Raw genomic sequence first — 23,690 nt, 5'->3', positions numbered from 1 at the left:
ATAAAGCAGGTCATATCAAGCCGCAACACAGCTCCATTCTAAACAGTCTTGGTCTTAATGCAGAGCAGTGGTTAACCCTAACGACCGAGTTTGAACAACACTTTTACACCGCCGTAGGTAGTGAACAGATGCTTCAACAATTCAAACAACACACAAAGCATCAACGCATACGAGGGATGGCAAAGGCCAGAGCCTTATTGCAACACGCCTAGAAACAATCCACTCCAAAATAAACACCCATCAACTCAATGTTGCTAAATCCGGCTGCTTGCTATTTGAGAAATAAGCCGATTTACAGCATACACCTCAACCAAAATACAAAAGCAGCCAATTTAATCGCGTTTTGAGACTAAAAAAAGTCACGAATTTTTATGAACCGGGCTAAGAGCTAAAATTTTTTAATAATGAGTGTCTCTATTTGTTATCTCTATTTGTTCGTTTTTTAACATGGGTGTCTTTATTGTGTTTTTTCTGTAACTATGGCATTGATATCCATACTAAAAAAACAATAAGAAGAGAAGTCATGAGCAAAAACATTGATGATATTGCGTTAGAAAGAAGACACCTGATGAAATCTGGTGGTGTCGCCCTTGGTTTAATTGGGATGGCAACGGCAGCTACTGTTAATGCAAGTACTGCATCACCGTCTACATCTACCCAAAGTACACTATTTAACGTTTTGGATTTTGGTGCTGAGCCAGTCGAAGATCCGTCAAATATGTCAGCAGGATTCGATTCAACCGACGCATTTAAAGCGGCTATTGCTGCTGCATCTAATGCCATTACAAGCCCTTTATGGAACTCTCATAATGGCGGTGTTGTTTACATCCCAAGAGGTACATATAAAATTTCCGAAACCTTGTTAATCCAAACCAGCAATATACAAATCGTTGGTGAAGGGAAAGCCGTTTCTACCTTATATGGTTATGGAGTTGATGGCGCTATTGTCGCTTTCAATTCATCGTATGAAGATCCGCAGCTTCAAAACTGCAGTATCCAAGGCGTGGCCTTTTACGGCTCTTCCGTTCCGGTTGCTGCCGACTACTGCGTAGTGATGAAAAATGTCACCAAATCAACAGTAAGAGATGTCACTTTTGCATCTAAAGTTAACGTCGCAGCTTTATTAGTTGAAAATTCTTGGGTGAATAACTTCTTTGACCTTCATTTTATAGGTCATAGCCCTACCGCGCATTTATACATAAACCGTCCGCTTGGTTGCGCGTCCTCAAATGCGCTGAACTTTTATGGCTGTAATTTCACGGCTGGCCAAACCGAAGTCGGTGTGCTTATCGAATCGAATTCACCAGGGTCTACCGTAGGAGAGGGGCTTAATTTTAATGGCGCTACTTTCCAAGGCTTTAATAAAGCGTTCTTTGCCCGTCATGGTGAGTGCATCAACATAACCAGTTACTACGGCGAAGATAATGAAACGGATATTCAGTTGGGCGACAATACCAGCGGTGCAGCGTTCGTAAGAAATATTTCTATTACAAGTTGGCGTTGTTTAAGAGGCAAAAACGGCTTGGTGTTAGAGCAATGTCGCGAAGTCAACGTAGGCAGTGGTTATGCCAAGTATGTCGATAATCCAATCGTTATTGGCGAAGGAACTGGCGTTAGCATTATGTCCGGCAGAAACATGACTGACTATGTTAAATATGCGCCAAACGCCAGAAAGAGAACGGGTGTGATGGTGTTTGATGGAGACCGTCATGATTCACCAGACTGGCCTGCGGTTCCTACACCAATGGGAATTGTGATGAAGACCGATTCAAGCACTAAAGGTAAACACTTCAAAATTACCGTGGATGACCAAGGAAATTTAAAAACGACTGAAGTCAGTTTCGAGAATCAATCGTAACTCAAATAAGCAAACATGCTTATGTAGGTAATGTAGTTCAGTTAAGCTCGTACCTTTCGCTGGTCACTCTTGCTATGCAGGAGTGACCGTCTTAGAAGCTAATCGATACTGTCTAGCTTTACTATTTACCAAACGAAAAAACGCCTTCCGTTAAAACTTCATCGCTAAAAACATCATCCCCAAAAAACGATTACGCTAACGCAGTCGTTTAATTAACGTTATTCAACAGATACGACTTTCTCAAATCTAGTTTGTTTATTTTTTTTTAAAAATCGGGAATAAAATCATTTCTGCTTCGTTATCCAAGTGTCATTTAACTAAAACATGAGGAAATGAAGATGACTAAGCTAAATAAAATTGTAAACCTAATGGTAATCGCTGGTATTACTTCTATTAGTTCGGCCGCGTTGGCAGTCGATGCAAAAGTAAGTCAAAACATTCAGTTCTCCAATCAAACATCTGCGTCACAACAGGTGGATAGCGAACAGGGTTCTGCGGATGCATCGGTTGAGTCAAATTCTTCGGCGCAAAGCAATACCAATGTAAAGGCCGACAGCGAAGCTGCAGAAACAACTGAAACAACTGAAACAACTGAAACAGCAGAGACAACGGAACAGGCCGAAACCGGAGCTGAAGAAAGTGCTGAATTCGCTGCCACCAACTTAACTGAGGTTGGTAGTACTGTAGTGACAGATGTTTCAGGCGGACTAAGCAACACCTTGCAAAACTCAACCTCTGTAGTGGCGACTAACACCTTGGCAGCGCTGACAACCATTGGTTCTACTGACGCTCCTGCGGCAGAAACGAGTGAGCCAACAGATGAAGTGCCAACTATGCCTGAGTCTTTGCCAGTAGAGCTGACATCGGCGGGTGAATTAGACAATGCGCTGGCGCTTACAAACGCCACTGAGTTAACGAATAATGTGTCTGCTGATTTGATCGACACCGCGGCACTAAATATGACATCAGAAGCCAGCCAGCTTGTTCAGCAATCAGTGACGGCTTCAGTTACAGACACTGTATCGAGCACGGTCAGCAATAATGCTCAAACCGCGGTATCACAATCAGTTAATAATCAGATCAATTCGATTGTCGCTGATCAAATCAACTCTGAAGTTGCCAGTGCCACCGCCCTTGAAGTGGCTAACACCATCTCAAATGATTTAGACCTAGGTCTTTAATCCAGTTCGAGAACGTCAATCACGCCGGCAATTTGCCGGCGTTCTTAATGCTTTTGGAGGTCGTCATGAAATCATTACTTCACAAAATTTCTTATTTACTACTTTGCTCAACAACAAGCGTTGCAGCCGAAACTTCATCACCACTCACCTTCAGCGGGGAAGTGGCCGCTAAGTTTATTCACAATAGTGCGCTAAGTGTTGAAGAGCTCGACAATGTCTCATCGCAAAGTGACAGTGGCCATCAGCTAAATGCCTCTTTGGGTGGAAAGTGGCAAGTCAGCGAGGCCGCAAAATTAGCCGCAAACTATTCGTATCAACAACAAACTTATAATGAAGCTTCACAATATGATTTGGCTTTGCACCAATTCAATGTAGACGGCAGCTATCAATTCAATGATTACCAACTTGGCGCTCGAATCGATGCGGCCAATGCTCGACTAGCAGGCGATACTTTTTTGGATTTTCAGCAAGTCAGCGTCTATCTAGGGCATTTTATATTGCCACAAACCTTTGTGCGCCCTAGCGTCAAGGTGAAAAACAAATCGTTTGCACAACTGACGGATCGCGATGCGACTGGATTTGGAGCCTCAGTTGATATTTTTCACTTTATGAATGATGCTCGCACCATGCTAATGCTGGGCTTAAATGCCGATAAAGAAGATGCACAAGACCCACAATATGATCATAGGGCAATTGGGTTTACTACTAAGGTCACGCATAAGTTCGACCTGTTTGGCCTGGATTCAAATCTAGGGCTGGTTTGGCGCTATCAAAAAGAAGATTATCAAACAGTCACATCGGCATCGTTAACAGAATCCACTGAGCTTGAAAGAGATGAAACTAAACGCGTTGTTCAAGCCAATTTAGGGGTGTTAATTATGGATAATTTGACCCTGGAAACTAAATTTGAACACGGTGATTATCGCTCTGCGCTTGAAGGTCAAACTTACCAACAAAACATTGCCAGTGTAGGCTTGAGCTATGCATTCTAGGGTAACAGGATGCGTTCTATCGCGCCTACGCCATATATTGGATCTTTCCCTTTTGGACCCAAATCAATAGCTTGGTCTGAAAGGGAAGACAAAACAGTCTCAATCTCCTTTTTATTAGCTTCTGTTAAATTCGCCATTAAACAAGCAACCGCAGCAGTCACCACAGGCGCAGCCATAGACGTGCCTGATTCTTTGCCTAATCGGTGTTGCGATTGAGCCGTCACCACGTTCACGCCAAGCGCAGAAAAGTCTATATAATCCCCTCGATTTGACCAGCGATAGGGTTGTTGTTGATAGTCAATGGCGCTAACCGCCACCACCTGCTCATAGCCTGCAGGAAACACCGCAGGCGCCGCCGGACCTTCATTACCCGCAGCGGCTACAATAATAACGCCCTTGGTGTGCGCCGCATGGATAACTTGCTCTAAGATTTGATTGGCCGGTCCTGCCAAGCTCATATTTACCACTTTAATGTGCTGTTCAGTTAACCAATTCAACGCACTGATGATGGCACTCAATGTCGCGCCTTGGGAATAGTCGGATTGCCGATAAAATACCTCTGCTGAATACAGATGCGCATTTGGCGTGAGCGGCGACAATCCAGAAGTATTTCCGACTAAAATACTGGCCACGGCAGTACCGTGCAAATTAGGAGACGTCAGATCACCGATTAAGAAAGACTTAGCATGGATATTTGTCGAGCTAAAAGCCCGGTGCTGCTGATCGATGGCGCTGTCTATGATGCCTATCTTTACCTTATCGGAGCACATATGCGCAGCCTGATCTTGGCTTTTTCGCATCTCATTATTTGCGGTTGTCGACTGAGCTGAGGCTTGTGCTTGGTAGATATGGTTTCGCCCCAGCGTTTGCATCGCACTTTGGGGGAGGTGTTTAGCTAACGCATTTTTTGAATCTAATGATGCAGGAACAGTAAATTGCAGCAGAGATAATCCCAACCCTGAATACGTGGTTTGGGATTGAATATTTGCGCCAAGTTTCAGCAAGGTTTGACGACTGTTAGCATCGGCTAATATTAACCATTGATATTGAACGGCGCGCCAACCATCTTCTACTTCCACATCGATAATTACGGGATTGTTAATGTCTGCGCCAATCGACAGTGATTGGGGCAAAGACGTCAATGGCTCAGTGACGACGTTTTCAATCGGTGGCAACGAACTAAGCGAAAAAGGTTTATCGACAGTCGGTTGCTTAATACGCGCCTCTGCGTGTTCAGAAATACGTTTCAAATCCTGAACTTGCTTAGTGACATTGTTTGGATTGATTATCTGGGCTGAAAGGCTTTGGCTAACAAGCAATAAACCGCATAAAGAGAGTATACTAGTCGTCATGTTTTCCTCGAACGAATAAAGTGAACCTTGAAAACTAAACGTTTCAGCTAAATATAAATTTCAATTATTTTGGAATAAAGTTGTAACTCATTCGTCTTCTATGTAATTGAGTCCAAAACCAGAGAAAAAGTTATGAGTGATTCCTTTGAAGATATCATACCCATGTTAAGGCGTTTTGCCTATTCACTGACCGGCAGCCAAGCTGACGCCGATGATTTAGTGCAAACCACCTTCGAAAAAATTTTAAGCAAAGGCGTACCTGATGGTGTGGAAACGGTGAAGTGGGCATTCAAAGTATGCCGAAATGTTTGGATAGATGAATATCGTTCTCGCAAAGTACGCCAAAATGCAACTCAATCGCCTGAGTTGCAGGAGCAAGTTGAACCGGATCAGCATCATCAACACGAATCTCAGGAGTTACTTGGACAGGTGAATGCGGCAATGGACACACTACCCAATGAGCAGCGTTCAATTTTGTCACTGGTCGCCTTGCAAGGAATGTCCTACAAAGATGTGGCGGCAACGATGGATATTCCGGTTGGGACTGTGATGAGTAAACTTTCACGTGCCAGAAGTGCCTTGCTCAACATGGTCAAACCAAGATTAATAGAGGAAAGCCGATGAAAATCACCGATGAACAATTGAGCGGGTTTTTAGATGCTGAACTCTCTGCACAAGATATGGAGTTAGTGCGCACTGCGTTGGAAACCGATGATGAACTGGTGATGCGCATGGCGGAGCTATCGCAAGTCGATCAGTGGGTGGTGAAACATGCACAGCAAATTGACCAAACTCCGGTGCCGCAGAGTCTACTCGCGCTGGCGAGAAAGATTGATAACGCACAACAGCCGTCTGAACGAGCCGATAATAATGTGGTTCAACTTTCGGCTCGAAGAAAAGCGAATCAGACTTTCACAAAACCCTTATCTATCGCAGCAGGTATTGCATTGGTCGTAATGGTGGGTGTCCTCACAACAACGCAACAAAGGCAAGCGGGTATAGGGGCAGATATTGCCGCGGTGCTCAATACTTCGGTGAGTGGCGAAACCCGCAATACTCCCTCTGGGGTAGCGGTAAAAGCGCAATTGAGTTTTGCTAATCAAGCGGGGCAATTGTGTCGTCAATATCAAGTGAGTACTGGCAATGATCGTGCGACCAATATCGCATGTAAGGGAGTCAGTGGTTGGCAACTAGAAGCCAGCTCAAATGATCAAAGTGTGGGTGAGCAGGGTGGCTACCAAACAGCGTCAAAACACAGTGAGTTGGATAACATCATCGACACTATGATCAGCGGTGCACCGCTTGATAAAGAGCAAGAGCTACGCGCGATAGATCAAAATTGGCAAGTTAAAATTCAATAAAATGAGGTGAATTATGAAGTATATAATGGTGTTTTTATCGATTGTTCTGTTGATTTCAGGTTGTGCATCTGCCCCGGACTATCGTCCAGCCAAAAATGGATCTGAAGGTTATAGTGAGCAAAAAGTATCCAGCGATCGTTACAGAGTGCAGTTTAAGCTTTATTCAAAAAGTGTTGCTGATGCGTTTGATTATGCGCTTCTCAGATCTGCTGAGCTCACGCAGCAACAGGGATATGATTGGTTTGTGGTAACTAGCAAAGAAACCTTTGTGGAATCTCAAAAAGTGCAGCCAGCATCTTCAATCGGTGTTTCGCAACAACGGCAGGTAGAGCGTCACTGTGGACTTCTTACTTGTGATACCCGCACTCGTCCTTCTACCGAAGTCGGCGTGAGCATTAACTCAAGCGCAGGCAATGAACGTAAAGAAGTTCACACTATTTTAGAAATTCGCATGGGCAAGGGTACTAAAACGAATGATGATGCTTACGGTGCTCAGGACGTTTTAGATAGCTTGAGCAGCAAGCTAGACAAGCAATAAAGCGAGTAAATGTAGATTGAGAAGAAATCGCATATTGGCTGCGAACACCAAGTCGCGGCCAATATGCCAGATAAAGTAAATAGATCTTGCCTTAGATGTCCGCTTTATATACAATTCGCGCCCTTAAATCAGCCATCACCCTTTAGTTCCTTGTCTCTACACAGTGCTCGGCTGAGCTGTAAGAGGCTACAACCGTAAGGAGCAACAATGCGTCATTACGAAATCGTGTTTATGGTCCACCCTGACCAAAGTGAACAAGTTCCTGGTATGATCGAACGTTATACTGGAATCATCACAAACGACGGCGGAACAATCCACCGTTTAGAAGACTGGGGCCGTCGTCAATTGGCTTACCCAATCGAAAAATTGCATAAAGCACACTATGTACTAATCAATGCTGAAGCATCTGCAGAAGCAATTGAAGAGCTAGAAACTGCTTTCCGTTTCAATGATATCGTACTTCGTAATCTTGTCATGCGTACTAAAGGTGCAGAGACTGAACAGTCTCCAATGGCTAAAGAAGAGCGTCGCGACGAGCGCCCTCAGCGTTCTGAAAGACGTGAAGAAGCAACAGAAGCACCAGCAGCTGCTGAAGAAACAACCGCTTCTGAATCTGAAGATAAAGAATAAGGAGACAGACAATGGCTCGTTTTTTTAGACGTCGTAAATTCTGCCGTTTCTCAGCCGAAGGTGTTGTACAGATAGACTATAAAGATATCGCTTTGCTGAAAAACTATATCACTGAAAGTGGTAAAATCGTACCAAGCCGTATCACTGGAACTAGCGCTAAATATCAGCGTCAGTTGTCAACTGCTATTAAGCGTGCGCGCTTCCTAGCGTTGCTTCCATATACTGATTCTCACAAGTAATCGTTGGCGTAAAATAAGAGGTAGCAAAGATGGAAATCATTCTACTAGACAAGATCGCCAACCTGGGCGGCTTGGGTGACACTGTCACTGTAAAATCAGGGTATGCACGTAACTTCCTTTTTCCACAGAAAAAAGCAGTTCCTGCAACTAAAGCAAACGTAGAAAAATTTGAAGCACAACGTGCTGAGCTAGAAGCTAATATTGCTAAGCAATTGGCTGCTGCTGAAGAACGTGCTGCTAAAGTTCAAGCGTTGGGCGAAGTAACTATCGCGGCACCTGCTGGTGACGAAGGTAAGTTGTTCGGTTCTGTTGGTACACGTGATATCGCTGATGCAATTACTGCAGCTGGCGTTGAAGTGGCTAAATCAGAAGTGAAATTGCCTACAGGTACATTGCGTGAAACTGGTCAGTTCGATATCGACCTACAGTTGCATTCTGACGTAACAACCGTTGTTAAATTGGTTATTATTCAAGAAGCGTAAGCGTTACTTTTGTAAGATCTTAAAAACCCTGCTTATGCAGGGTTTTTTGTTTTGTGGGATACCCGAGGTCTCCACAGTTGTCATCCCCGATATCTCCACAGTTGTCATCCCCGCGGTCTCCACAGTTGTCATCCCCGATATCTCCACAAATGTCATCCCCGAAATGCTCTTGATCGGGGATCTCCGTAAAAGTCTTATTTGGTTACACTGCAATCAGGCGTCGAGAAGGTCCCGGTCCAAGAGCCCCACCGGGATGACGGAAATGTTAGAGCCCCACCGGGATGACGCTCTTGTGTCATCCCCGATATCTCCACAAATGTCATCCCCGAAATGCTCTTGATCGGGGATCTCCGTAAAAGTCTTATTTGGTTACACTGCAAACAGGCGTCGAGAAGGTCCCGGTTCAAGAGCCCCACCGGGATGACGGAAATGTTAGAGCCCCACCGGGATGACGGAAATGTTAGAGCCCCACTGGGATGACAGGAATTGTCACTGCGCTTGCTGGTACGCCGTTTTTATCCAAGCTAATACCTGCTCGTCAACATCTGCGATTTCGTTAAGCTGTACGCGGTGAGTACACATAGTGCCAAAGGGCCCAGAGGTTTCGAGTTTGCCTTCGTGTGGGACATCATTTAACTTTAACCCCAAATCGATGCGCGTTTTGGTTGAAGGCTGAACCAGTGCAAATTGACGTTTCACTTTATAGCTCACAGCTGCTTTTTTAGGCGCTACGTCGACATCATCACCTAAACTACGTAAGTACTTGTCTAAGTAATCATATATGGGCTTGAGCGATTCCTTGCCTTGATATTGCTCAGTGACCAACTGTTGCGGATCGGCTGAGCCAGCATCGGCTTCGCGAAATTTTAATGTGATAAAGTTAGCAAAACCGTGGGTGAGTCCACATTCCCCCTTGAGGTATGCCATGTATTCCCCATGCTTTTTAAATGGCTGTTTAGCGAGTATTGCTTTCCATTGCGATAAGGTTTTCCCGGTTTTATCGACTAGATTCTGTTCCATTACGTTCTCACACTATGACGCTTTTATTGATCTAGTTTAGTTAGGGATATCTGGCTTAACAATCAGTAAATCACAAGGCATGGCTTTAACGAGTTCAACGGCGGTATCGCCAAATATCCTATCGATATAATTCGTATCTTCATTGTTGCCAATAACCGCCACTTCAGCACTTAGGTCGGCGGCTTTATCAGGTAATGCATGATCAGGCATGCCTTCGACAAAATGCAATACATCATCAGAGAGTGAATATTCGTTAATAAAAAGCTTCAGCCTCTCGACATGGGTTTCTTTGATCGTTGCTTCACGCTTGAAGCCCCGTTTACTATTAAAATCGATGCGCATAGTACCTATTTCACCATAAAAGCAATCAACCACGTGCATTTCTGCATCTAAGGCGCCGGCTAGCTTATCGCTTACAGCAAGGATTTTTCGGTTAAGTAAATGATTGTCATGGGCATCGTCGCCCATATCGACACAAGATAACACTTCAAAATTATCATCCCATAAGCGCTTTTTCACCAGCCATAAGGGTAGTGGACAGTCACTGACAAAATATTTATCCAGCCCACTGCGGAACAGATGTTTAAATTCGCTTTGCTGATAGGGGGCTTTTAGCACCAAATCAAAATCACTGTTTTTAATGAATTTGGCGATAGCGACAGAGGGTTTGCTTTGCCACGACATACTCACACCTGCCAGATAGTCAGATGCTTGCCATTTTTGTAATTGCTCGTCGATATCGTTTTTTTTGTGTTCAACGATGGTGACTAAGTCATCAGCTAGATTTTGCGGTGACTTAGCCGTGAAAGCTTGATAATAGGATATAAATAGGGTCATTTTTGCGCCTAAGGCACGACATAGGCGAGTGGCTCTGGCTAATGGTACCGTGTGATCCTCGCTTGACTCTAGCACCACAAGAATATGTTGAAAGTTCGCGATTTCCGTCTTCATTAGGTTACCTTATTTTTCCTTTTTCCTTTGCAGACTAAAATTGTAGTTGACTATTATGCGAATGGTTAAAATATATTCGACGTTGATTTTTTGAGCGAACTGAGTCACCATAAAATGTATAAAAAACAAACACTCACTTTCCTGTTCAGCAACTTTTCAGAAAGTTAATATTGGGGTGGGATAACAGGGTTTACTACTCTTGTTAAATCCAGCTAATTAATTGGGAACCCTATGTTAAAGACCTTCGTGTCTGAATTACGTCGCCGCAATGTATTGCCCACTATTGTGCCGTACATAGGGTTAATTTGGCTGCTGTTACAGGTCGTCTCTGTGATCCAGCCGATGCTCAATTGGTCACCTTTGGTCAGCACCTTTACCGCCATTACCTTGTTCGCAGGCTTTCCTGTTGTGCTGTACCTGTCTTGGTATTTCAATTTTACCCTGCAAGGCTTAGAGCCCATTGGCGATGCAGATAGTGGCGCCATCAGCGAGTTTGGCGCGTTCAAGTGGTTAATTTTACTGGTTATTACCTTTGGGTCAGGCAGCTTAGGTTATCTTTATTTTGGTGAAGTAAAACAACAAATCGTGAAACGGGAGGAGGGCATTTCCCAAGTGATCTCTGCCAATTCCATAGCAGTTTTGCCGTTTAGAGATCAAAGTCCCGACCAAGACCAAGCGTATATTACCGAAGGATTGACCGAGGAGCTAACTGCATTATTGGGAAAAAGCAGTAGCATGAAAGTCGCTGCGGCTAGCTCGACCTTTGCTTTGGTTGAACAAAACCTGACACCTATGGATATAGGCCGAAGGCTAAATGTAGATACATTAGTAACGGGCAGCTTAAGAGTTACCGGCAATAAATTAAAAATTCGTACTGAGTTGATTGAGAGTGCGAGCGGCATGACCCTGTGGACGCAGACGTTTTCTCGTGAATTTGAAGACATCTTTGCGGTAGAAGAGGAGATTAGTCGCTCGATCGTTAACTTACTGGAAGACAGATACATCGAAGTTGGACAGGTAACTAATGACGCCAAAACAGCTAGTACAGATGCCTATGTGATGTACTTGAAAGGGCGCGAACAATACCGTAAGCAAACCACTGAATCGATCAAACAGGCGCGCAAATATTTTGAGCAGGCTATTGCCCTTGATCCGGAATATGTGACTGCTTTTGTAGCGCTTGCAGATACTATTTTGTTGTTAGAGAAAGGCCAAAGTCGGTTTGGCATCTTAGATACTGATATCGCTATTTCACTTGCTGATCAGCAATTAAGTAAAGCGTTAATAAGAGAGCAAAATGATGCGCGAGCCTATGCTATTCAGGGAAAGTTATTTGAGTTGAGACAGGATTTTGATGCCGCAATATCTAGCTTAGATAAAGCGATTTCCATTAACCCTAGCTTAGCCGTAGCCTACATGTGGAAGTTTCTTATTCAAAAGAAAGTAAATCAACATAGTGCGGCACTCGCTAGCATCAGTAAAGCCTACGAACTCGATCCGGCCTCTATCAGTACGATTTACAATTATGGCATGGAACTCACTTTTAGAGGTCGCTTCGACGAAGCAAAGCAGGTTTTTGATAACCTGTTGACTAGCTACCCTCAATCTCCCTATGGCCATGCTGGGCTTGCTACCTACTCGTTTATGCGTGGCGAGCTGGCGGACACTTTAATACATTGGCAGCATGCTATGCATTTATCCCCACAAAACTCAGCCTACGAGTCTCACTATTTAAATACCTTAGTTACCTTGAGAATGGCTGAGCAACTTGACCAAGATACTGATGACCCCTTCTATGATGCCTCTATCTTAATTATCGAAAATAACATTGAACAACTCTTCGCTGATCTGGAATTTCAAATCAAAGCCTACCCAGACGATCCTTGGATTAAATTTGAATTGGCGTGGTATAAATTGTTGTTTGCGCAACCTCAACGTGGAATAGAGCTGTTGTTGCAAGCTAGTAATGGATTTTCTGAACAAGATAGGTTTCAAATGCCGATGTGTAGCCCTGCCATAGAAATTGCGTGGGCACTTAAGCAAACGGATAAAGAGGAAGAGTCCAACGCCATAATTGCTAAGTGCAAAGAGTTATCACGCCTTGCTAGTGAAAATGGTTTGATAGACAGCTTTAATGATCATTTAGCAGCGAGAATCGCGGCCCTAGAGGGCGACATTGATGCAGTAGCTTTACATTTAAATCGGGCCATCGAACATGGCTGGCGGGAATGGTGGACGCAACGCGACCCAATACTGCAAGGGTTGCCTCAAACGCCTGAGATTCAAGCGTTATTTGAGACTATTGAAAGTGACATAACCAAACAACGGGCTAAGGCCAAGGCGTTACTTAGTCGTGCTGCGACGCAAAAGCAACAAACCAAGGCCCAATAATCCCCACATGGCTGGCTCATTTATAGGGGCTGAGCCCGGTAGCACCACTAATCGTTCACTAAAGGCACTGTCAAATCGCAGGGTGTCAGAGGGGGAAAATTCCCTCATATAACACTGCACATCGCCTGGTGCTACTTCATCACAACCAACATCATCTGTACTATCACCGGATGCCCTGAAAAATTCCATGTTCGGGCCAGAAAAGAATTCTACGGTGAGATCAACCAAGTATTCACCGGCGAACAACTCGGTTGGCATTGGGCCGATATAACTAACATTTTCACCGGATATATCAGATGCAGCGCCTGCCAATACGATTGGAGTCTCTCCAGCGCGACTCAGTGTCCAGGTTATTTCAACATTGCTTGCAAGTTGAAACAGGCCTCGACCAAAACCAAGAAAGTCAATAGTGGGATCATTCTCATAGACTTGGTAATAACAGGGCTCTTCGACAAATCCACCAAAGTTAATTGCATCCTGCAAGTCTTGAAAATCAAAAAATTCAATATCGCAAAAAGAAGGTGTGGCTAACAGCGCATCTAAACCTGAATTAAAGCCATTTACTTCAACCGCGGTATAGCCTTCCCTTAATCCCAGATCGTTTATTTGATCATTAGCAACTAATACAAAATCCGTATTGCTAGAATCGGAATAGGTCCCTCGGCCGCCCCCTCGGACTAAACCAGCCTCTGCTAAAGCATGAAAAAGAAACAGCACAAGCGCGAAAGAATATATAAAAAAGCTGCGAGTCGTGAGTGTAAACATAGTGGTTTCTTAGTATAAAAATGTGTTTAAAAAATAGACGCATAAATCGTGCCCCAGTTACAAATAGCTTAAAAAACAAACAGTAAGCAATTGCAGGATTTTGCTTAAATTGAAAAGTGTAAAAATATCAGACAGTTGTATTTATCAAATGATAATAATTAAATATATTTTTGGTGCTTTAAACCTTTCTGTTCTACCCTGCGACTAATCATTCAAGACAAAAACAATAACGAAGAACACTTTGAATACAAACGGAAATGTTGTTGCTGCCCAAGATGCCTTCGCTGAGAAATCGGAGCGGGACTTGATAAATGCAGTGCAACAGGGCGACAGAAAAGCGTATCAAACGCTCTATCAAACCTACATTGGACAGGTGTATGCGCTGTGCTATCGACTGACCAGTGATAGATCGCTGGCAGAAGATGCCGCGCAAGAAGTGTTTATTCAGTTGTGGCGAAAAATAGGTAATTTTAAAGGTGACAGTAAGTTTTCCACTTGGTTACATACGGTTACCTCAAATATCACCATTTCGTATATTCGCAAGCAGCGTGGCTGGTGGCAACGAATGTTCAATATTGAAGATTCAGAGGCAATGCATCACAGCGCTGAGCAAAGTACCGATTTGAGTGAACTGGAGGGCTATATTGCTCGCTTACCAGAACGCGCTCGTATTGTTTTTGTGTTACATGCGATAGAAGGCTATCGCCATGAAGATATTGCCAACATGATGGACATGGCAGTGGGCTCCAGTAAGGCACAGTTTCACCGTGCCAAGCAGTTATTAAAGGAGTGGATGGGTTATGAATAAAGCAAATTTTGAAGCGGATTTACGCGCCAAGCTAGCGCAGCTTGAAAAAGACAAGCAGCCTGAACGAGATCTATGGGCGGGCATTGAGATTGCCTTGGCCGACGAAGATACTCCTAATCAAATACGGGCACAGAGACAACCTAAACAGCGTCCTAAAATGGTCGCTATTGCAGCATCAGTGGCCTTGGTTGGAGTATTAACTTGGTACGGTATGCAATCACCGGTGAATGAAGTAAGCGGGCAAGATTTAGTCGCAGCGCTAAGTAGTCAGCATGAACAACAGAAAAACGCGTTGCTGGTGAAATTTGAAGGACAACCGGCGTTGACCCAAAACTGGGAAACTCAGTTGGCTGAGCTTGATGAAGCAACTATCGCTATCAAGGCCGCGTTAAAGCACGATCCGAATAATATGGCGCTATTAAAAATGTTGCAAAGTGTGCATCAGCAGCAAATAAATTTGATTGAGCGAGTGCATTCACCCAAGTGGAGGCAATTATGAACACCGCGTTTGTGATCTCTAAAAACGGTAGAGATTGGTTTACAAATCCAACCTGCACCGCAGCAAGTAATTTAAAAAAAGGTAATCTAATGAAACACCTATGGCTCAGTATCGCTTTATGTTTGTTTTCTGCAATTGCGATGGCAGGCGAAAAAGTTGATCAAACCATTAAGGCGGATAAAAACGGCTATGTGCAAATTGAGCACATGAATGGCCATGCCAGCATAAAAGGCTGGGCTAATAATGAAGTTCGTGTGGTGGGTAAACTAGGCGATAGAACGGATAAGTTTATTTTTGAGCGCGACGGCAATGAAGTGCTGATCAAAGTTAAAGTGAAAGGTAATCGCGGTAGCTGGTCATGGGATTCAGATGATGGCGATGAACTGGAAATATTTGTGCCCTACGACAGTAAAATAAACTACAGCTCTACCAATGCTAATGTTGAGGTAACGGATATTCGCGGTAGCTCAGATATCGACACTGTCAACGGTAACATTGAGGTGGTTGATTTATCGGGGCGACTACGGATTGAAGCCGTCAACGGTGACATCAGTGCACGGGGATTGGTTGGTGATATTAAAATTGAAACCGTCAATGGCGATATTCGTGATCGAGACTCTAAAGCCACAGAAGCGGTGTATGAGTCAGTTAATGGTGATATTAATGTCAACGTGGGTAGCGTTGAAGTTAAAGCCGAAACAGTGAACGGCGATATTGAACTCGATCTTGGTAAAATAGAGCAATTATCGCTAAGTACCGTAAATGGTTCGATTGAAGCCAAACTAGAGCTTGCCAAGCAAGGCGAAGTGCGAGCCAGTAGCGTAGGCGGTGATGTTACCTTGTCATTTCAATCCGACGTATCGGCACGCTTTGATCTGCAAGGTCATGCTGGTGGCAGGATCGTCAACAAGCTCACCAAGGATAAAGAGCAAAAGGCCAAATATGGTCCCAGCCGTTGGTTAGAGTTTTCTCACAATGGTGGTAATGGTCGGGTTAAGGTCTCTACGGTTAGCGGTAGGATCAAAATCGACAAAAAATAAATTACGCCTAGTTGAATTCCAAAGACGAGCTTAGCTCGTCTTTTTTGTTTTGGGGTTAACTCAAGTTCGTCCGGTTTGTTGTTATCAAATCCAAACTGATAATTGAAAACCTGCAATTAAACCGATAGTAATTCAAAAAACGGTGTTAACACCATGCGACTTTGTTAAGTGGTAAGTGTTTGGGTACTAGTAATCACACCAGCTCAAAGTTGGCTAAAAATTAATCGCCAGACTACACTAATGGCATATCGCCTAGGGATAGCGAAATGCCTAAAAAACACGCACTTATTATCGGGATTAATTATTACCGGCACCAAGACCAAAAGTATCAATTAAAAGGGTGCGTTAATGATGCTTATTTGCTCGAAAATTTATTAATCAACAAGTTCAACTTCGTTCCAGAAGACATTACCTTTCTATGTGATGAAGCGGCCACGCGCGATGCCATTATCAGCAACATGGATGCCCTAGCTGATAGAGTTGAGCAAGACGATATTGTGGTTTTTCACTTTAGTGGACACGGCCACAGTTGCAAAGTGAAAACGGAATTTACTGACGAAGGCAGCGGTAAAATTAATAGCATTATTCCTCATGATGATTGTGAGCCTGCGCCTGTTGATCCTGTTATCGCACCAGAAGGAAAAATTTGGCGAGAGATCCGCGAGCACACCATCAATGAATGGTTGCAGCGGCTGGCTAAAAAGACCCCGTATACCACCCTTATTTTTGATGCTTGTCATTCTGGCACTATGACGCGAAGTGCAGAGCCAGTCAGTGTTCGCAGTCTTCCACAAGAAGTGCGAGGACAAGTGATTATTGCTGATACGCAGCGCTCAAATACTAACGTTGTACGTAATAACAATGCTTCGACACAACCTAAAAAGGGCAGTTGGCTCACCCTTAGCAATAATTTTGTAGTGATATCAGGCTGTCGAGACACTCAGTTATCTAAAGAGCGATATTTTGCTGAGGGCACACAAAAGTATAAACATGGCGTGCTTACCTACAGTTTGTGCAAAGCACTGCAAAATGTGACACCTGACACCACCTACAGAGATCTGTTCGAGAAAGTCACCACCAACGTGGTGTCGTTGGTGGAAGAGCAGAACCCACAAATAGAAGGCAAGATCGATAGAGTGGTATTTGGTGTCAAAGACATTGAGCCTTTAGCTTTTATCCCGGTTAAAGCCGTTGAACAAGACAAAATAGTACTGGCTGGTGGTGCTGCGCAAGGTGTGCGGGTTGGATCAAAATGGGCAGTTTATGCGCCCTTTACTAAACAGCCGAGTGCGCAAAATCGGATGGCTACTTTAGTCGTGACTGAGGTTGGCGCTGTGTCTTCTATTGCTGAGCTAATCGACAGTCACCAAGGGCTCATCGCCGGTGCTAGGTGTGTGGTTGAAAATTACGCTTACCGAGCAGATAAATTGCGCATTGATTTGTCTCAGATCGACCCGTCATTTAGTACTGCACTGATACGAGCGATACAAGCCTCATCGCTATTGAGCTTGGTCGATGAACAAGACATTCAAACTGCCGACGTGTATGCACGGATCATCAACAAGGTTAATGAGTTACCAGAAAGTCTGCCGTTATCGCAGCGACAAATGACATTGCTGCCAGCGTGGGCATTTTATTCAGAGCATGAATCATTATGTATGCCGGTGCATTCCATACAAGAAACAGGCGTAACTCAGGTGCTGGTTGACAATTTAAATCAGATCGCGCGTTTTCGAAATATCATGCAATTGGATAATCCCAACACGGGCTTAAATGTTGAATTTAATCTGTACAAGCGTTTAGCCGACGATAAGCTTGAGCTGGCAAATGGCGGCACTTCAGAGTTTATCGATGGTAAAACCGCCATGGTGTTTGAAATTAAAAATAACGAGGTCCAGCGGACTGTGTTTTTTAGTCTGCTATGGATAAGTGCGATGCACGAGGTTACTTCCCTTTACCCCTTTAATAAATCTAGCGAGGAACTCAGTCCGGGTAAAACCGTTAGGCTGGGATTGGGCAACAGACAGTTAACCGCTTCTTTGCACCAACGCTTCTTTGCCGATATTGGCACTGAATGCTGTAAAGCGATTTTTTCTACGACCGAATCTGACTTTAGTTGGCTTAATCAAGATGGTTTGCGCTCAAATGATGCAAATAGCGCCAACCTAGCGGCATTTGATAGCGCATTTTCGGGGCAAGATGATATCCAACAAAATCCACAAGCCATCGTGCAATCAACATCAGAATGGGATGCTATTAACCGCAGTTTTACCCTTGTCAGGAGGCCTAGATGAATATGGTCGCCGAACTGCCAGTCGTTTTTCTGGCATTTGCCAATGATCAGGACCGTCATCTAGCAACACTTAAAGAGGAGAGCCGAGCCATTTTTCAGGCCCTGCAACCCCTTGAGCAAATCAACGCATTGGCCATTCATCGTGAAGAAAGCGCGGAATTTGATGAGCTTTACGCAGACTTACTCAGTTACCGTGATCGGATCGTAATCTTTCATTATGCCGGCCATGCTGATGGTAGCACCTTACAACTCGAAGGGGGGACTGGCGGAGCCGGTGGTATAGCGGGCCTGCTTGGTCAGCAAAGTAGTTTGAAATTAGTTTTTCTTAACGGTTGCGCGACCAAAAACCAAGTTAAATTGTTGCACGATGCGGGTGTGCCAGCGGTAATCGCTACCGCGGTAAAAATCAGTGATAGTAAAGCCACCAAGTTATCAACGGCTTTCTACGCAGCGTTAGCTGAAGGGCACAGTATTTATGAGGCGTTTGAGTCTGCTCGTAATTACATTGAAGGCAAATTCGCCACCGACAACGAAGTTTCCATTTCGGTTAATCGCCATCCCAATTTTGATTTTAGTGACCAAGATGAACCTGCCAGTGTTGAATTTGCTTGGACACTTTATACCCGTGCTGATGCCATCGACGATCTTGAACAGTGGCGCTTGCCTAGCGCCCGTGAAGCGTGGCAGATCCAATTGCACGATAGCCAAGGGCCAATAAAGGATCCCGACGGTGAGCCTATCCACACGCAATATCGACAGCGCTTACGCAGTATCAAAGCCATTAGCTGTCAACAGTGCAGTCTGGTTAGTTCCTACAACGAGACTGCGCCTGAGTTTTGTCCACTGTGTGGTGGCACCGATTTACAACGGTTAGATGTCAACACTGCGATCCCTGATTGCCAAATTCCTTTCAGTATATCTGAGCAAGAGGCGCGCACAAAAGCCGCTGGCGCGCTCGGATTGACCGATGAGCAAAGCATTCAACTGATCAAAATTCAGGTACCGTTTTGGCAATTTGATATTGACACTCAAACCGGTGTTACTGGGCAACAGGGTCAGATTAAAGATGTGCACGCACAGGATCTAGAACTGGAATGGCAAGATATCAATGAGCAGATTAATCTTACCGTTAGCGATTATTTAGTACCTGCATTTAGGCAATCACAACCAACAACCATTCAGACTGATGATTGGTATTGGGAGTTAGATAAAGCACAAGCAATGTCACAACTTGAGCTGTCCACTACATTAGTGCCGCTGGAGGTGTCTGTTCAAGAGGCATTTGTAACCCTGGGTAATGGGCTTCGTCAAGAAATCGAAGCTGAAGCTGTCGCCACTATCGGTGGTCAGCAACAAAAAAATATTAGCACTGAAATCCGCTACACACAGATTAGGTTGCGCAGCATATTGTTGCCGCATTGGTGTGCTTGTGTTGCTCAGGCAGAGCAAAAAACGTCTCTCCTTATCAACGGGCAAAGCGGTGCGCTGAAAATCCCGCAGACATCGGGCATTCCTTCATTGAACCAGCAAGGTAACTTATCCATGAATAATAGCAATGGGCCAAGCGCCAGCTCTGAAAAATCTTCTATGTGGGTGTCTATTTACAGTGGTGCAGGCATAGGAGTGATGGTGGGGTTATTGATGGGACTCGCTGCACCTCAAGGTGCTGATGCCAAATCTATCGTGGCCGTTTTTATTGGTGCGGTAGGGGTTGGGTTAGCCGCGCTGCTTGGCCTTAATGATCAGCACTTTAGCATGGCTAAGGGGCTGCGCATTGGCTCCTTTGGTCTGGCGGTGGCTATCTCCGGTTTAGCTGGAATTTACGTGCGTGATAATAGCTTACTCTCACCCAATATTACCCAGCGTGCCACTGAGCTCAAAGCCATCTTTCCGCAAATGAGCGAAGATAAATTGCTGAGTTTGCTGAGCAGCTCAGGAACAACCACAACCGATGCGGATGGCAAAGTAACCAAAACAAGTGGACAACTGAGAGATGTGCGCAGTGCAATGTTTTCGGTCGACCGCTCACCGTCAACGTGCAGTTTATTATCAAGAATTAACGAAGACAGACTGTCAGCTGATGGTGCACTGAAAATATTTCGGTATCGGGATGAACAAGGCACCTTGGGCTGGAAAAACCTTGCCGATCAAGTAGAAAAGAAGCTGTCGGTTGAGTCAGATCAAAAAGCCTTTTTATTTATTGCCAGAGACGCCGTTTGTGGTCGTGTGCCAAATGCCCAACAGGTTAAACCTGAATCTGCTCAGTGCCAAAACTTGCTGGCACAAGCTGGAGCCAGCAGCAATCTCAAGTCTGCATTTGGCAAAGATACCCACTTAAATCAAATTCTTACTTTAGTGGATGAACGTATATCCAAACAAAATCAGGATCTCGCGTTAGAGATGTTAGTGCCGGTTCTGTGTTCCGCAAAGATTACTCAGGAATAGTGAACAATGAAAAAATATCAAATTATTAAAGGTGCTTTAACCAGGGCTCTTTTTGCCTCGTTGCTCGTACTTATTGTCATACCGGCACAGGCTAAATTAGATAGTAAAGAGATGCATTATTCGGTGGTTAGAATTGAAGTAGAAGACGGGCCGGTGGTTAGCATGGCAAGCGGATTTGTCTGGCAAAAAAATAATTGGGTCATCACCTCACTGCACGCGATAAAACGTAAACCGGCACGAATTTCAGTCTTTTGCCGTGACGTGCCTGTTACTGCGACGGTTGAAAAAGTACTCAGAAAAGCCGACCTTGTATTGTTAAAAACCGTCGAGCCGTTGGAAAACTGCAACCCAATAAATAACCTTAACCCTAACGCACCGGACGATTTCTCCCGTTTAATTGTGTTCGGGTTTAAACCTGATGTGACATCCAGTAAAGCGAACTCTTTGGAAAAACTTTCCTCTGAAAGCGACAAGTTAAGACACAACATTACCAGTGAAATGTTGCCAATCATGACCAAGGTTAATATGCCATCACTTGATCTCAGTATATACCTTGTCTCAAGTGGTATTTTTAAAGGGTTCTCTGGAGGTCCGGTATTTGATCAACAAGGTGCTTTGCGGGGCGTCGTAGAAGGTGGGCTCGATAAAGGATTGTCAAACCACAATTGGCTTATCCCAGCAAAATATATCAATGAGTTGATTGAATCCCCCTCGGTAGATGACATTCCAGACGATTTAAATGATGAAGATTATTATTTCTCTGCGGTGGTGGTGAAAAGATCAGCGCCACAAAACTATATTGAATATGAGGATGAAGACAATCAATATCGATGGATAAAAACCAAAACCCGCACGTTTGAACAACTACGCCAGACCTCAGATCCGGCAGACGGGCTAGAGGAACTATGGGCAACAATATTGCCTGATATCGAAACATCAGCTGAAAAAAACTTAGCCTTTGATATTTATGAAGAGGAAGAGTTAGGTATTGTGATTGCCATCCCCGCTGGAAATAAATTGCAGTATATCGAAGAAGACGGTGACTGGACGTTGGCAGCAACAGACTCAACCAAAGATCAGGCCTTCATCACTATAAGACATGGCGCATATTTTTATGAAGATGCTAACGGAAATCGAATATCCGCAAGCCATGACGAATTTTTCGACTATGCGATAGGAGATGATCTTAACTGTGAAGCGCCAGTAACTTGTGAGTTAGAAGAGGAACACTTTCGCGTGGTGGATTATGGTAGCGGAAATATCGTGTTTAGGGTCGGGTATGTATTTGAAGATTCGTCAGATGACACTTCGATGTACGTGTACAAAAATCGCATTGTCAAAGGAGATGATGTGCTGATAGTGGAAACCGTTATCAACCTAGACAAAGATAGTACTGTGGTTAAGTGCTTTGAAGCACCCTCCCCCGAGAATTGCGGAAAAACATTTTGGGAGCCCGCTTCCTTTATGTTGGCTGCGGCTATGACGCGCTTTGCTAATTTGTCAGTAGAAGGCATTGTTCCTGTGGTTTACACACCGGATGATGAAGATAGCCCTGACGAATATGAAGATAGCGAATATGACGATAGTGAATATGACGATAGTGAATATGACGATAGCGCCCCGCCCCAGACAATAGAAGAGGAGGGAGCACAAGACGCTGTCTCTTCGACTTCTTATCTAAGTGAAAATGGTGAGACGTTTTTCGTTCAATATGGGGGAGAGCGTTGGTTTGTTAACATCGAGGGTGTATTACAAGAAGCTTCGATACAGAGTTATGAAACCTTTGACAATGGTGTTGATTACGTGATTCTTGGTTACCAAGGTAGTTTTTATGCGGTGCCTATCTATGGTGGCGGATTCCTGATTGCGTCTCCGGAGGGCCAGTGGACAGAAGGACAGATGATAACACCTTACGCTCAGGATTAATTAAGCTGAACTCTGGATAGGATGTGTCGAGCAATTAATATCCAGAGTTTCGGTTATTTATGCTCGGGTAGAGCATGAACCATTGCTTTTTAGTCACCATTGATTTTTCGTTGTAGCAGAATTGCTTCATCGAGCGTTAACCGAATCAATATGTGATTTTGCATAGGTTAAAACGGGCCTCTCAAAAGCATCTCAATGAGGTTAACGCTCATCGGGTCGGCTGTTTCGATTGTCGGGCCGTCCCGCACGACCGTCTTCTTCGGATGCGCGATTATCAGGTCTACCCGCACGTTCATCTTCTAGTGAAGTACGATTATCTGGCCTGCCGGGTCGGGTGTCAGGTCTGCCCGCGCGTTCGTCTTCTAACGACGTGCGATTATCTGGTCTACCGGGGCGGGTGTCGGGTCTGCCCGCACGTTCGTCTTCTAACGAAGTACGATTATCTGGCCTGCCGGGGCGGGTGTCAGGTCTACCCGCACGTTCGTCTTCTAACGACGTGCGATTATCTGGTCTGCCGGGGCGGGTGTCAGGTCTGCCCGCACGTTCGTCTTCTAACGACGTACGATTATCTGGCCTGCCGGGGCGGGTGTCAGGTCTGCCCGCGCGTTCGTCTTCTAACGACGTGCGATTATCTGGCCTGCCGGGGCGGGTGTCAGGTCTGCCCGCGCGTTCGTCTTCTAACGACGTGCGATTATCTGGCCTGCCGGGGCGGGTGTCAGGTCTGCTCGCATGCTCATCTTGCTCGGAAGTGCGCTCATCGGATTGAGATTGCGGCTGTTCATACTGATTGACTGAAGTGCCATTGCCTGAATTTTCTGGATTTTGCATAACCGGCCACGCTTTCTGGATTCGTTGTAATACTAAGCATATACTGAAAATTCGGAAACGCCATGTCAGTGTGATTTGACTGTATTGGGGT

General features: G+C 44.6%; 21 protein-coding genes and 1 pseudogene. 17 read left to right on the top strand and 5 right to left on the bottom strand.

The window, feature by feature from the left end:
* From ABD036_RS17815 to ABD036_RS17800, 4 genes and pseudogenes are all read left to right on the top strand, one after another.
* Nucleotides 1-212, top strand: a pseudogene (locus ABD036_RS17815) (hypothetical protein); the annotation flags it as partial.
* Nucleotides 213-523: 311 nt separating this feature from the next.
* Nucleotides 524-1,858 (top strand): glycosyl hydrolase family 28-related protein, encoded by a 1,335-nt coding sequence (locus ABD036_RS17810; protein WP_343862370.1) that lies wholly within the window; start codon nt 524-526, stop codon nt 1,856-1,858.
* A gap of 338 nt (nt 1,859-2,196) precedes the next feature.
* A complete protein-coding gene (locus tag ABD036_RS17805) occupies nt 2,197-3,039 on the top strand; it encodes a hypothetical protein (protein ID WP_343862369.1) in 843 nt (280 codons plus the stop codon).
* A gap of 65 nt (nt 3,040-3,104) precedes the next feature.
* Nucleotides 3,105-4,031, top strand: coding sequence for a hypothetical protein (locus ABD036_RS17800; protein WP_343862367.1), 927 nt, complete (start codon nt 3,105-3,107; stop codon nt 4,029-4,031).
* Here the strand turns inward: ABD036_RS17800 and ABD036_RS17795 are convergent.
* The gene (locus ABD036_RS17795) at nt 4,028-5,383 is read right to left on the bottom strand and encodes a S8 family serine peptidase (protein WP_343862365.1); all 1,356 of its coding nucleotides are present in this window, start codon (nt 5,381-5,383) and stop codon (nt 4,028-4,030) included. The two genes, ABD036_RS17800 and ABD036_RS17795, sit on opposite strands and share 4 nt — an antisense overlap.
* A 132-nt stretch (nt 5,384-5,515) precedes the next feature.
* Here ABD036_RS17795 and ABD036_RS17790 point away from each other — a divergent pair, with 132 nt between their 5' ends.
* The 6 genes from ABD036_RS17790 (at nt 5,516) to rplI (ending at nt 8,633) form a co-directional block, all read left to right on the top strand.
* On the top strand, nt 5,516-6,007 hold the full coding sequence (locus ABD036_RS17790; protein WP_343862364.1) for an RNA polymerase sigma factor: 492 nt from the start codon (nt 5,516-5,518) through the stop codon (nt 6,005-6,007).
* The gene (locus ABD036_RS17785) at nt 6,004-6,744 is read left to right on the top strand and encodes an anti-sigma factor family protein (RefSeq protein ID WP_343862363.1); all 741 of its coding nucleotides are present in this window, start codon (nt 6,004-6,006) and stop codon (nt 6,742-6,744) included. The genes ABD036_RS17790 and ABD036_RS17785 overlap by 4 nt, the downstream gene beginning before the upstream one ends.
* Before the next feature lie 13 nt (nt 6,745-6,757).
* On the top strand, nt 6,758-7,282 hold the full coding sequence (locus tag ABD036_RS17780; RefSeq protein ID WP_343862361.1) for a CC0125/CC1285 family lipoprotein: 525 nt from the start codon (nt 6,758-6,760) through the stop codon (nt 7,280-7,282).
* 207 nt (nt 7,283-7,489) lie between these two features.
* Nucleotides 7,490-7,912 (top strand): 30S ribosomal protein S6, encoded by a 423-nt coding sequence (rpsF, locus tag ABD036_RS17775; protein ID WP_343862359.1) that lies wholly within the window; start codon nt 7,490-7,492, stop codon nt 7,910-7,912.
* An 11-nt stretch (nt 7,913-7,923) separates the two neighbouring features.
* Nucleotides 7,924-8,151: a 30S ribosomal protein S18 gene (gene rpsR, locus ABD036_RS17770; protein ID WP_008843478.1), complete on the top strand. Its 228-nt coding sequence runs from the start codon at nt 7,924-7,926 to the stop codon at nt 8,149-8,151.
* Between the two features lie 29 nt (nt 8,152-8,180).
* On the top strand, nt 8,181-8,633 hold the full coding sequence (gene rplI, locus ABD036_RS17765; RefSeq protein ID WP_343862356.1) for a 50S ribosomal protein L9: 453 nt from the start codon (nt 8,181-8,183) through the stop codon (nt 8,631-8,633).
* Between the two features lie 489 nt (nt 8,634-9,122).
* Here the strand turns inward: rplI and ABD036_RS17760 are convergent, their stop codons facing one another.
* The gene (locus ABD036_RS17760) at nt 9,123-9,653 is read right to left on the bottom strand and encodes a DUF5655 domain-containing protein (RefSeq protein ID WP_343862354.1); all 531 of its coding nucleotides are present in this window, start codon (nt 9,651-9,653) and stop codon (nt 9,123-9,125) included.
* Between the two features lie 36 nt (nt 9,654-9,689).
* Nucleotides 9,690-10,604, bottom strand: coding sequence for a universal stress protein (locus ABD036_RS17755; RefSeq protein ID WP_343862352.1), 915 nt, complete (start codon nt 10,602-10,604; stop codon nt 9,690-9,692).
* 231 nt (nt 10,605-10,835) lie between these two features.
* Between ABD036_RS17755 and ABD036_RS17750 the strand changes: the two genes are divergently transcribed.
* The gene (locus ABD036_RS17750) at nt 10,836-12,995 is read left to right on the top strand and encodes a tetratricopeptide repeat protein (protein ID WP_343862350.1); all 2,160 of its coding nucleotides are present in this window, start codon (nt 10,836-10,838) and stop codon (nt 12,993-12,995) included.
* On the opposite strand, the gene ABD036_RS17745 is transcribed toward ABD036_RS17750, so the two are convergent.
* The gene (locus tag ABD036_RS17745) at nt 12,948-13,760 is read right to left on the bottom strand and encodes a hypothetical protein (protein ID WP_343862348.1); all 813 of its coding nucleotides are present in this window, start codon (nt 13,758-13,760) and stop codon (nt 12,948-12,950) included. The two genes, ABD036_RS17750 and ABD036_RS17745, sit on opposite strands and share 48 nt — an antisense overlap.
* A gap of 241 nt (nt 13,761-14,001) precedes the next feature.
* Here ABD036_RS17745 and ABD036_RS17740 point away from each other — a divergent pair, with 241 nt between their 5' ends.
* The 6 genes from ABD036_RS17740 (at nt 14,002) to ABD036_RS17715 (ending at nt 22,771) form a co-directional block, all read left to right on the top strand.
* The gene (locus tag ABD036_RS17740) at nt 14,002-14,568 is read left to right on the top strand and encodes an RNA polymerase sigma factor (protein WP_343862346.1); all 567 of its coding nucleotides are present in this window, start codon (nt 14,002-14,004) and stop codon (nt 14,566-14,568) included.
* Nucleotides 14,561-15,067, top strand: coding sequence for a hypothetical protein (locus tag ABD036_RS17735; RefSeq protein ID WP_343862344.1), 507 nt, complete (start codon nt 14,561-14,563; stop codon nt 15,065-15,067). Before ABD036_RS17740 ends, ABD036_RS17735 begins: the two co-directional genes overlap by 8 nt.
* Nucleotides 15,064-16,107, top strand: coding sequence for a DUF4097 family beta strand repeat-containing protein (locus ABD036_RS17730; RefSeq protein WP_343862342.1), 1,044 nt, complete (start codon nt 15,064-15,066; stop codon nt 16,105-16,107). Before ABD036_RS17735 ends, ABD036_RS17730 begins: the two co-directional genes overlap by 4 nt.
* Before the next feature lie 266 nt (nt 16,108-16,373).
* Nucleotides 16,374-18,401 (top strand): caspase family protein, encoded by a 2,028-nt coding sequence (locus ABD036_RS17725; protein WP_343862340.1) that lies wholly within the window; start codon nt 16,374-16,376, stop codon nt 18,399-18,401.
* On the top strand, nt 18,398-20,845 hold the full coding sequence (locus ABD036_RS17720; RefSeq protein ID WP_343862338.1) for a CHAT domain-containing protein: 2,448 nt from the start codon (nt 18,398-18,400) through the stop codon (nt 20,843-20,845). The genes ABD036_RS17725 and ABD036_RS17720 overlap by 4 nt, the downstream gene beginning before the upstream one ends.
* Before the next feature lie 6 nt (nt 20,846-20,851).
* Nucleotides 20,852-22,771 (top strand): S1 family peptidase, encoded by a 1,920-nt coding sequence (locus tag ABD036_RS17715; RefSeq protein WP_343862336.1) that lies wholly within the window; start codon nt 20,852-20,854, stop codon nt 22,769-22,771.
* 201 nt (nt 22,772-22,972) lie between these two features.
* Here ABD036_RS17715 and ABD036_RS17710 read toward each other — a convergent pair whose 3' ends face one another.
* Nucleotides 22,973-23,599, bottom strand: a complete 627-nt coding sequence (locus ABD036_RS17710; protein ID WP_343862334.1) for a hypothetical protein — start codon at nt 23,597-23,599, stop codon at nt 22,973-22,975.
* Between the last annotated feature and the right edge of the window lie 91 nt (nt 23,600-23,690).

Source organism: Aliiglaciecola litoralis (assembly GCF_039523355.1).
GTDB classification, from domain to species: Bacteria; Pseudomonadota; Gammaproteobacteria; order Enterobacterales; family Alteromonadaceae; genus Aliiglaciecola; species Aliiglaciecola litoralis.
The sequence above is the reverse complement of the archived record's forward strand: the minus strand, read 5'-3'. Positions and strand labels throughout refer to the sequence as shown.

Excerpts from the sequence above, each read along its gene's own strand:
- ABD036_RS17800 (WP_343862367.1), top strand. The coding sequence starts at position 3,105 with ATGAAATCATTACTTCACAAAATTTCTTATTTACTACTTTGCTCAACA.
- rplI (WP_343862356.1), top strand. The coding sequence starts at position 8,181 with ATGGAAATCATTCTACTAGACAAGATCGCCAACCTGGGCGGCTTGGGT.
- ABD036_RS17795 (WP_343862365.1), bottom strand. The coding sequence starts at position 5,383 with ATGACGACTAGTATACTCTCTTTATGCGGTTTATTGCTTGTTAGCCAA.
- ABD036_RS17745 (WP_343862348.1), bottom strand. The coding sequence starts at position 13,760 with ATGTTTACACTCACGACTCGCAGCTTTTTTATATATTCTTTCGCGCTT.
- rpsF (WP_343862359.1), top strand. The coding sequence starts at position 7,490 with ATGCGTCATTACGAAATCGTGTTTATGGTCCACCCTGACCAAAGTGAA.
- ABD036_RS17710 (WP_343862334.1), bottom strand. The coding sequence starts at position 23,599 with ATGCAAAATCCAGAAAATTCAGGCAATGGCACTTCAGTCAATCAGTAT.
- ABD036_RS17810 (WP_343862370.1), top strand. The coding sequence starts at position 524 with ATGAGCAAAAACATTGATGATATTGCGTTAGAAAGAAGACACCTGATG.
- ABD036_RS17725 (WP_343862340.1), top strand. The coding sequence starts at position 16,374 with ATGCCTAAAAAACACGCACTTATTATCGGGATTAATTATTACCGGCAC.
- ABD036_RS17750 (WP_343862350.1), top strand. The coding sequence starts at position 10,836 with ATGTTAAAGACCTTCGTGTCTGAATTACGTCGCCGCAATGTATTGCCC.
- ABD036_RS17755 (WP_343862352.1), bottom strand. The coding sequence starts at position 10,604 with ATGAAGACGGAAATCGCGAACTTTCAACATATTCTTGTGGTGCTAGAG.
- ABD036_RS17720 (WP_343862338.1), top strand. The coding sequence starts at position 18,398 with ATGAATATGGTCGCCGAACTGCCAGTCGTTTTTCTGGCATTTGCCAAT.
- rpsR (WP_008843478.1), top strand. The coding sequence starts at position 7,924 with ATGGCTCGTTTTTTTAGACGTCGTAAATTCTGCCGTTTCTCAGCCGAA.
- ABD036_RS17715 (WP_343862336.1), top strand. The coding sequence starts at position 20,852 with ATGAAAAAATATCAAATTATTAAAGGTGCTTTAACCAGGGCTCTTTTT.
- ABD036_RS17760 (WP_343862354.1), bottom strand. The coding sequence starts at position 9,653 with ATGGAACAGAATCTAGTCGATAAAACCGGGAAAACCTTATCGCAATGG.
- ABD036_RS17805 (WP_343862369.1), top strand. The coding sequence starts at position 2,197 with ATGACTAAGCTAAATAAAATTGTAAACCTAATGGTAATCGCTGGTATT.
- ABD036_RS17730 (WP_343862342.1), top strand. The coding sequence starts at position 15,064 with ATGAACACCGCGTTTGTGATCTCTAAAAACGGTAGAGATTGGTTTACA.
- ABD036_RS17735 (WP_343862344.1), top strand. The coding sequence starts at position 14,561 with ATGAATAAAGCAAATTTTGAAGCGGATTTACGCGCCAAGCTAGCGCAG.
- ABD036_RS17780 (WP_343862361.1), top strand. The coding sequence starts at position 6,758 with ATGAAGTATATAATGGTGTTTTTATCGATTGTTCTGTTGATTTCAGGT.
- ABD036_RS17790 (WP_343862364.1), top strand. The coding sequence starts at position 5,516 with ATGAGTGATTCCTTTGAAGATATCATACCCATGTTAAGGCGTTTTGCC.
- ABD036_RS17785 (WP_343862363.1), top strand. The coding sequence starts at position 6,004 with ATGAAAATCACCGATGAACAATTGAGCGGGTTTTTAGATGCTGAACTC.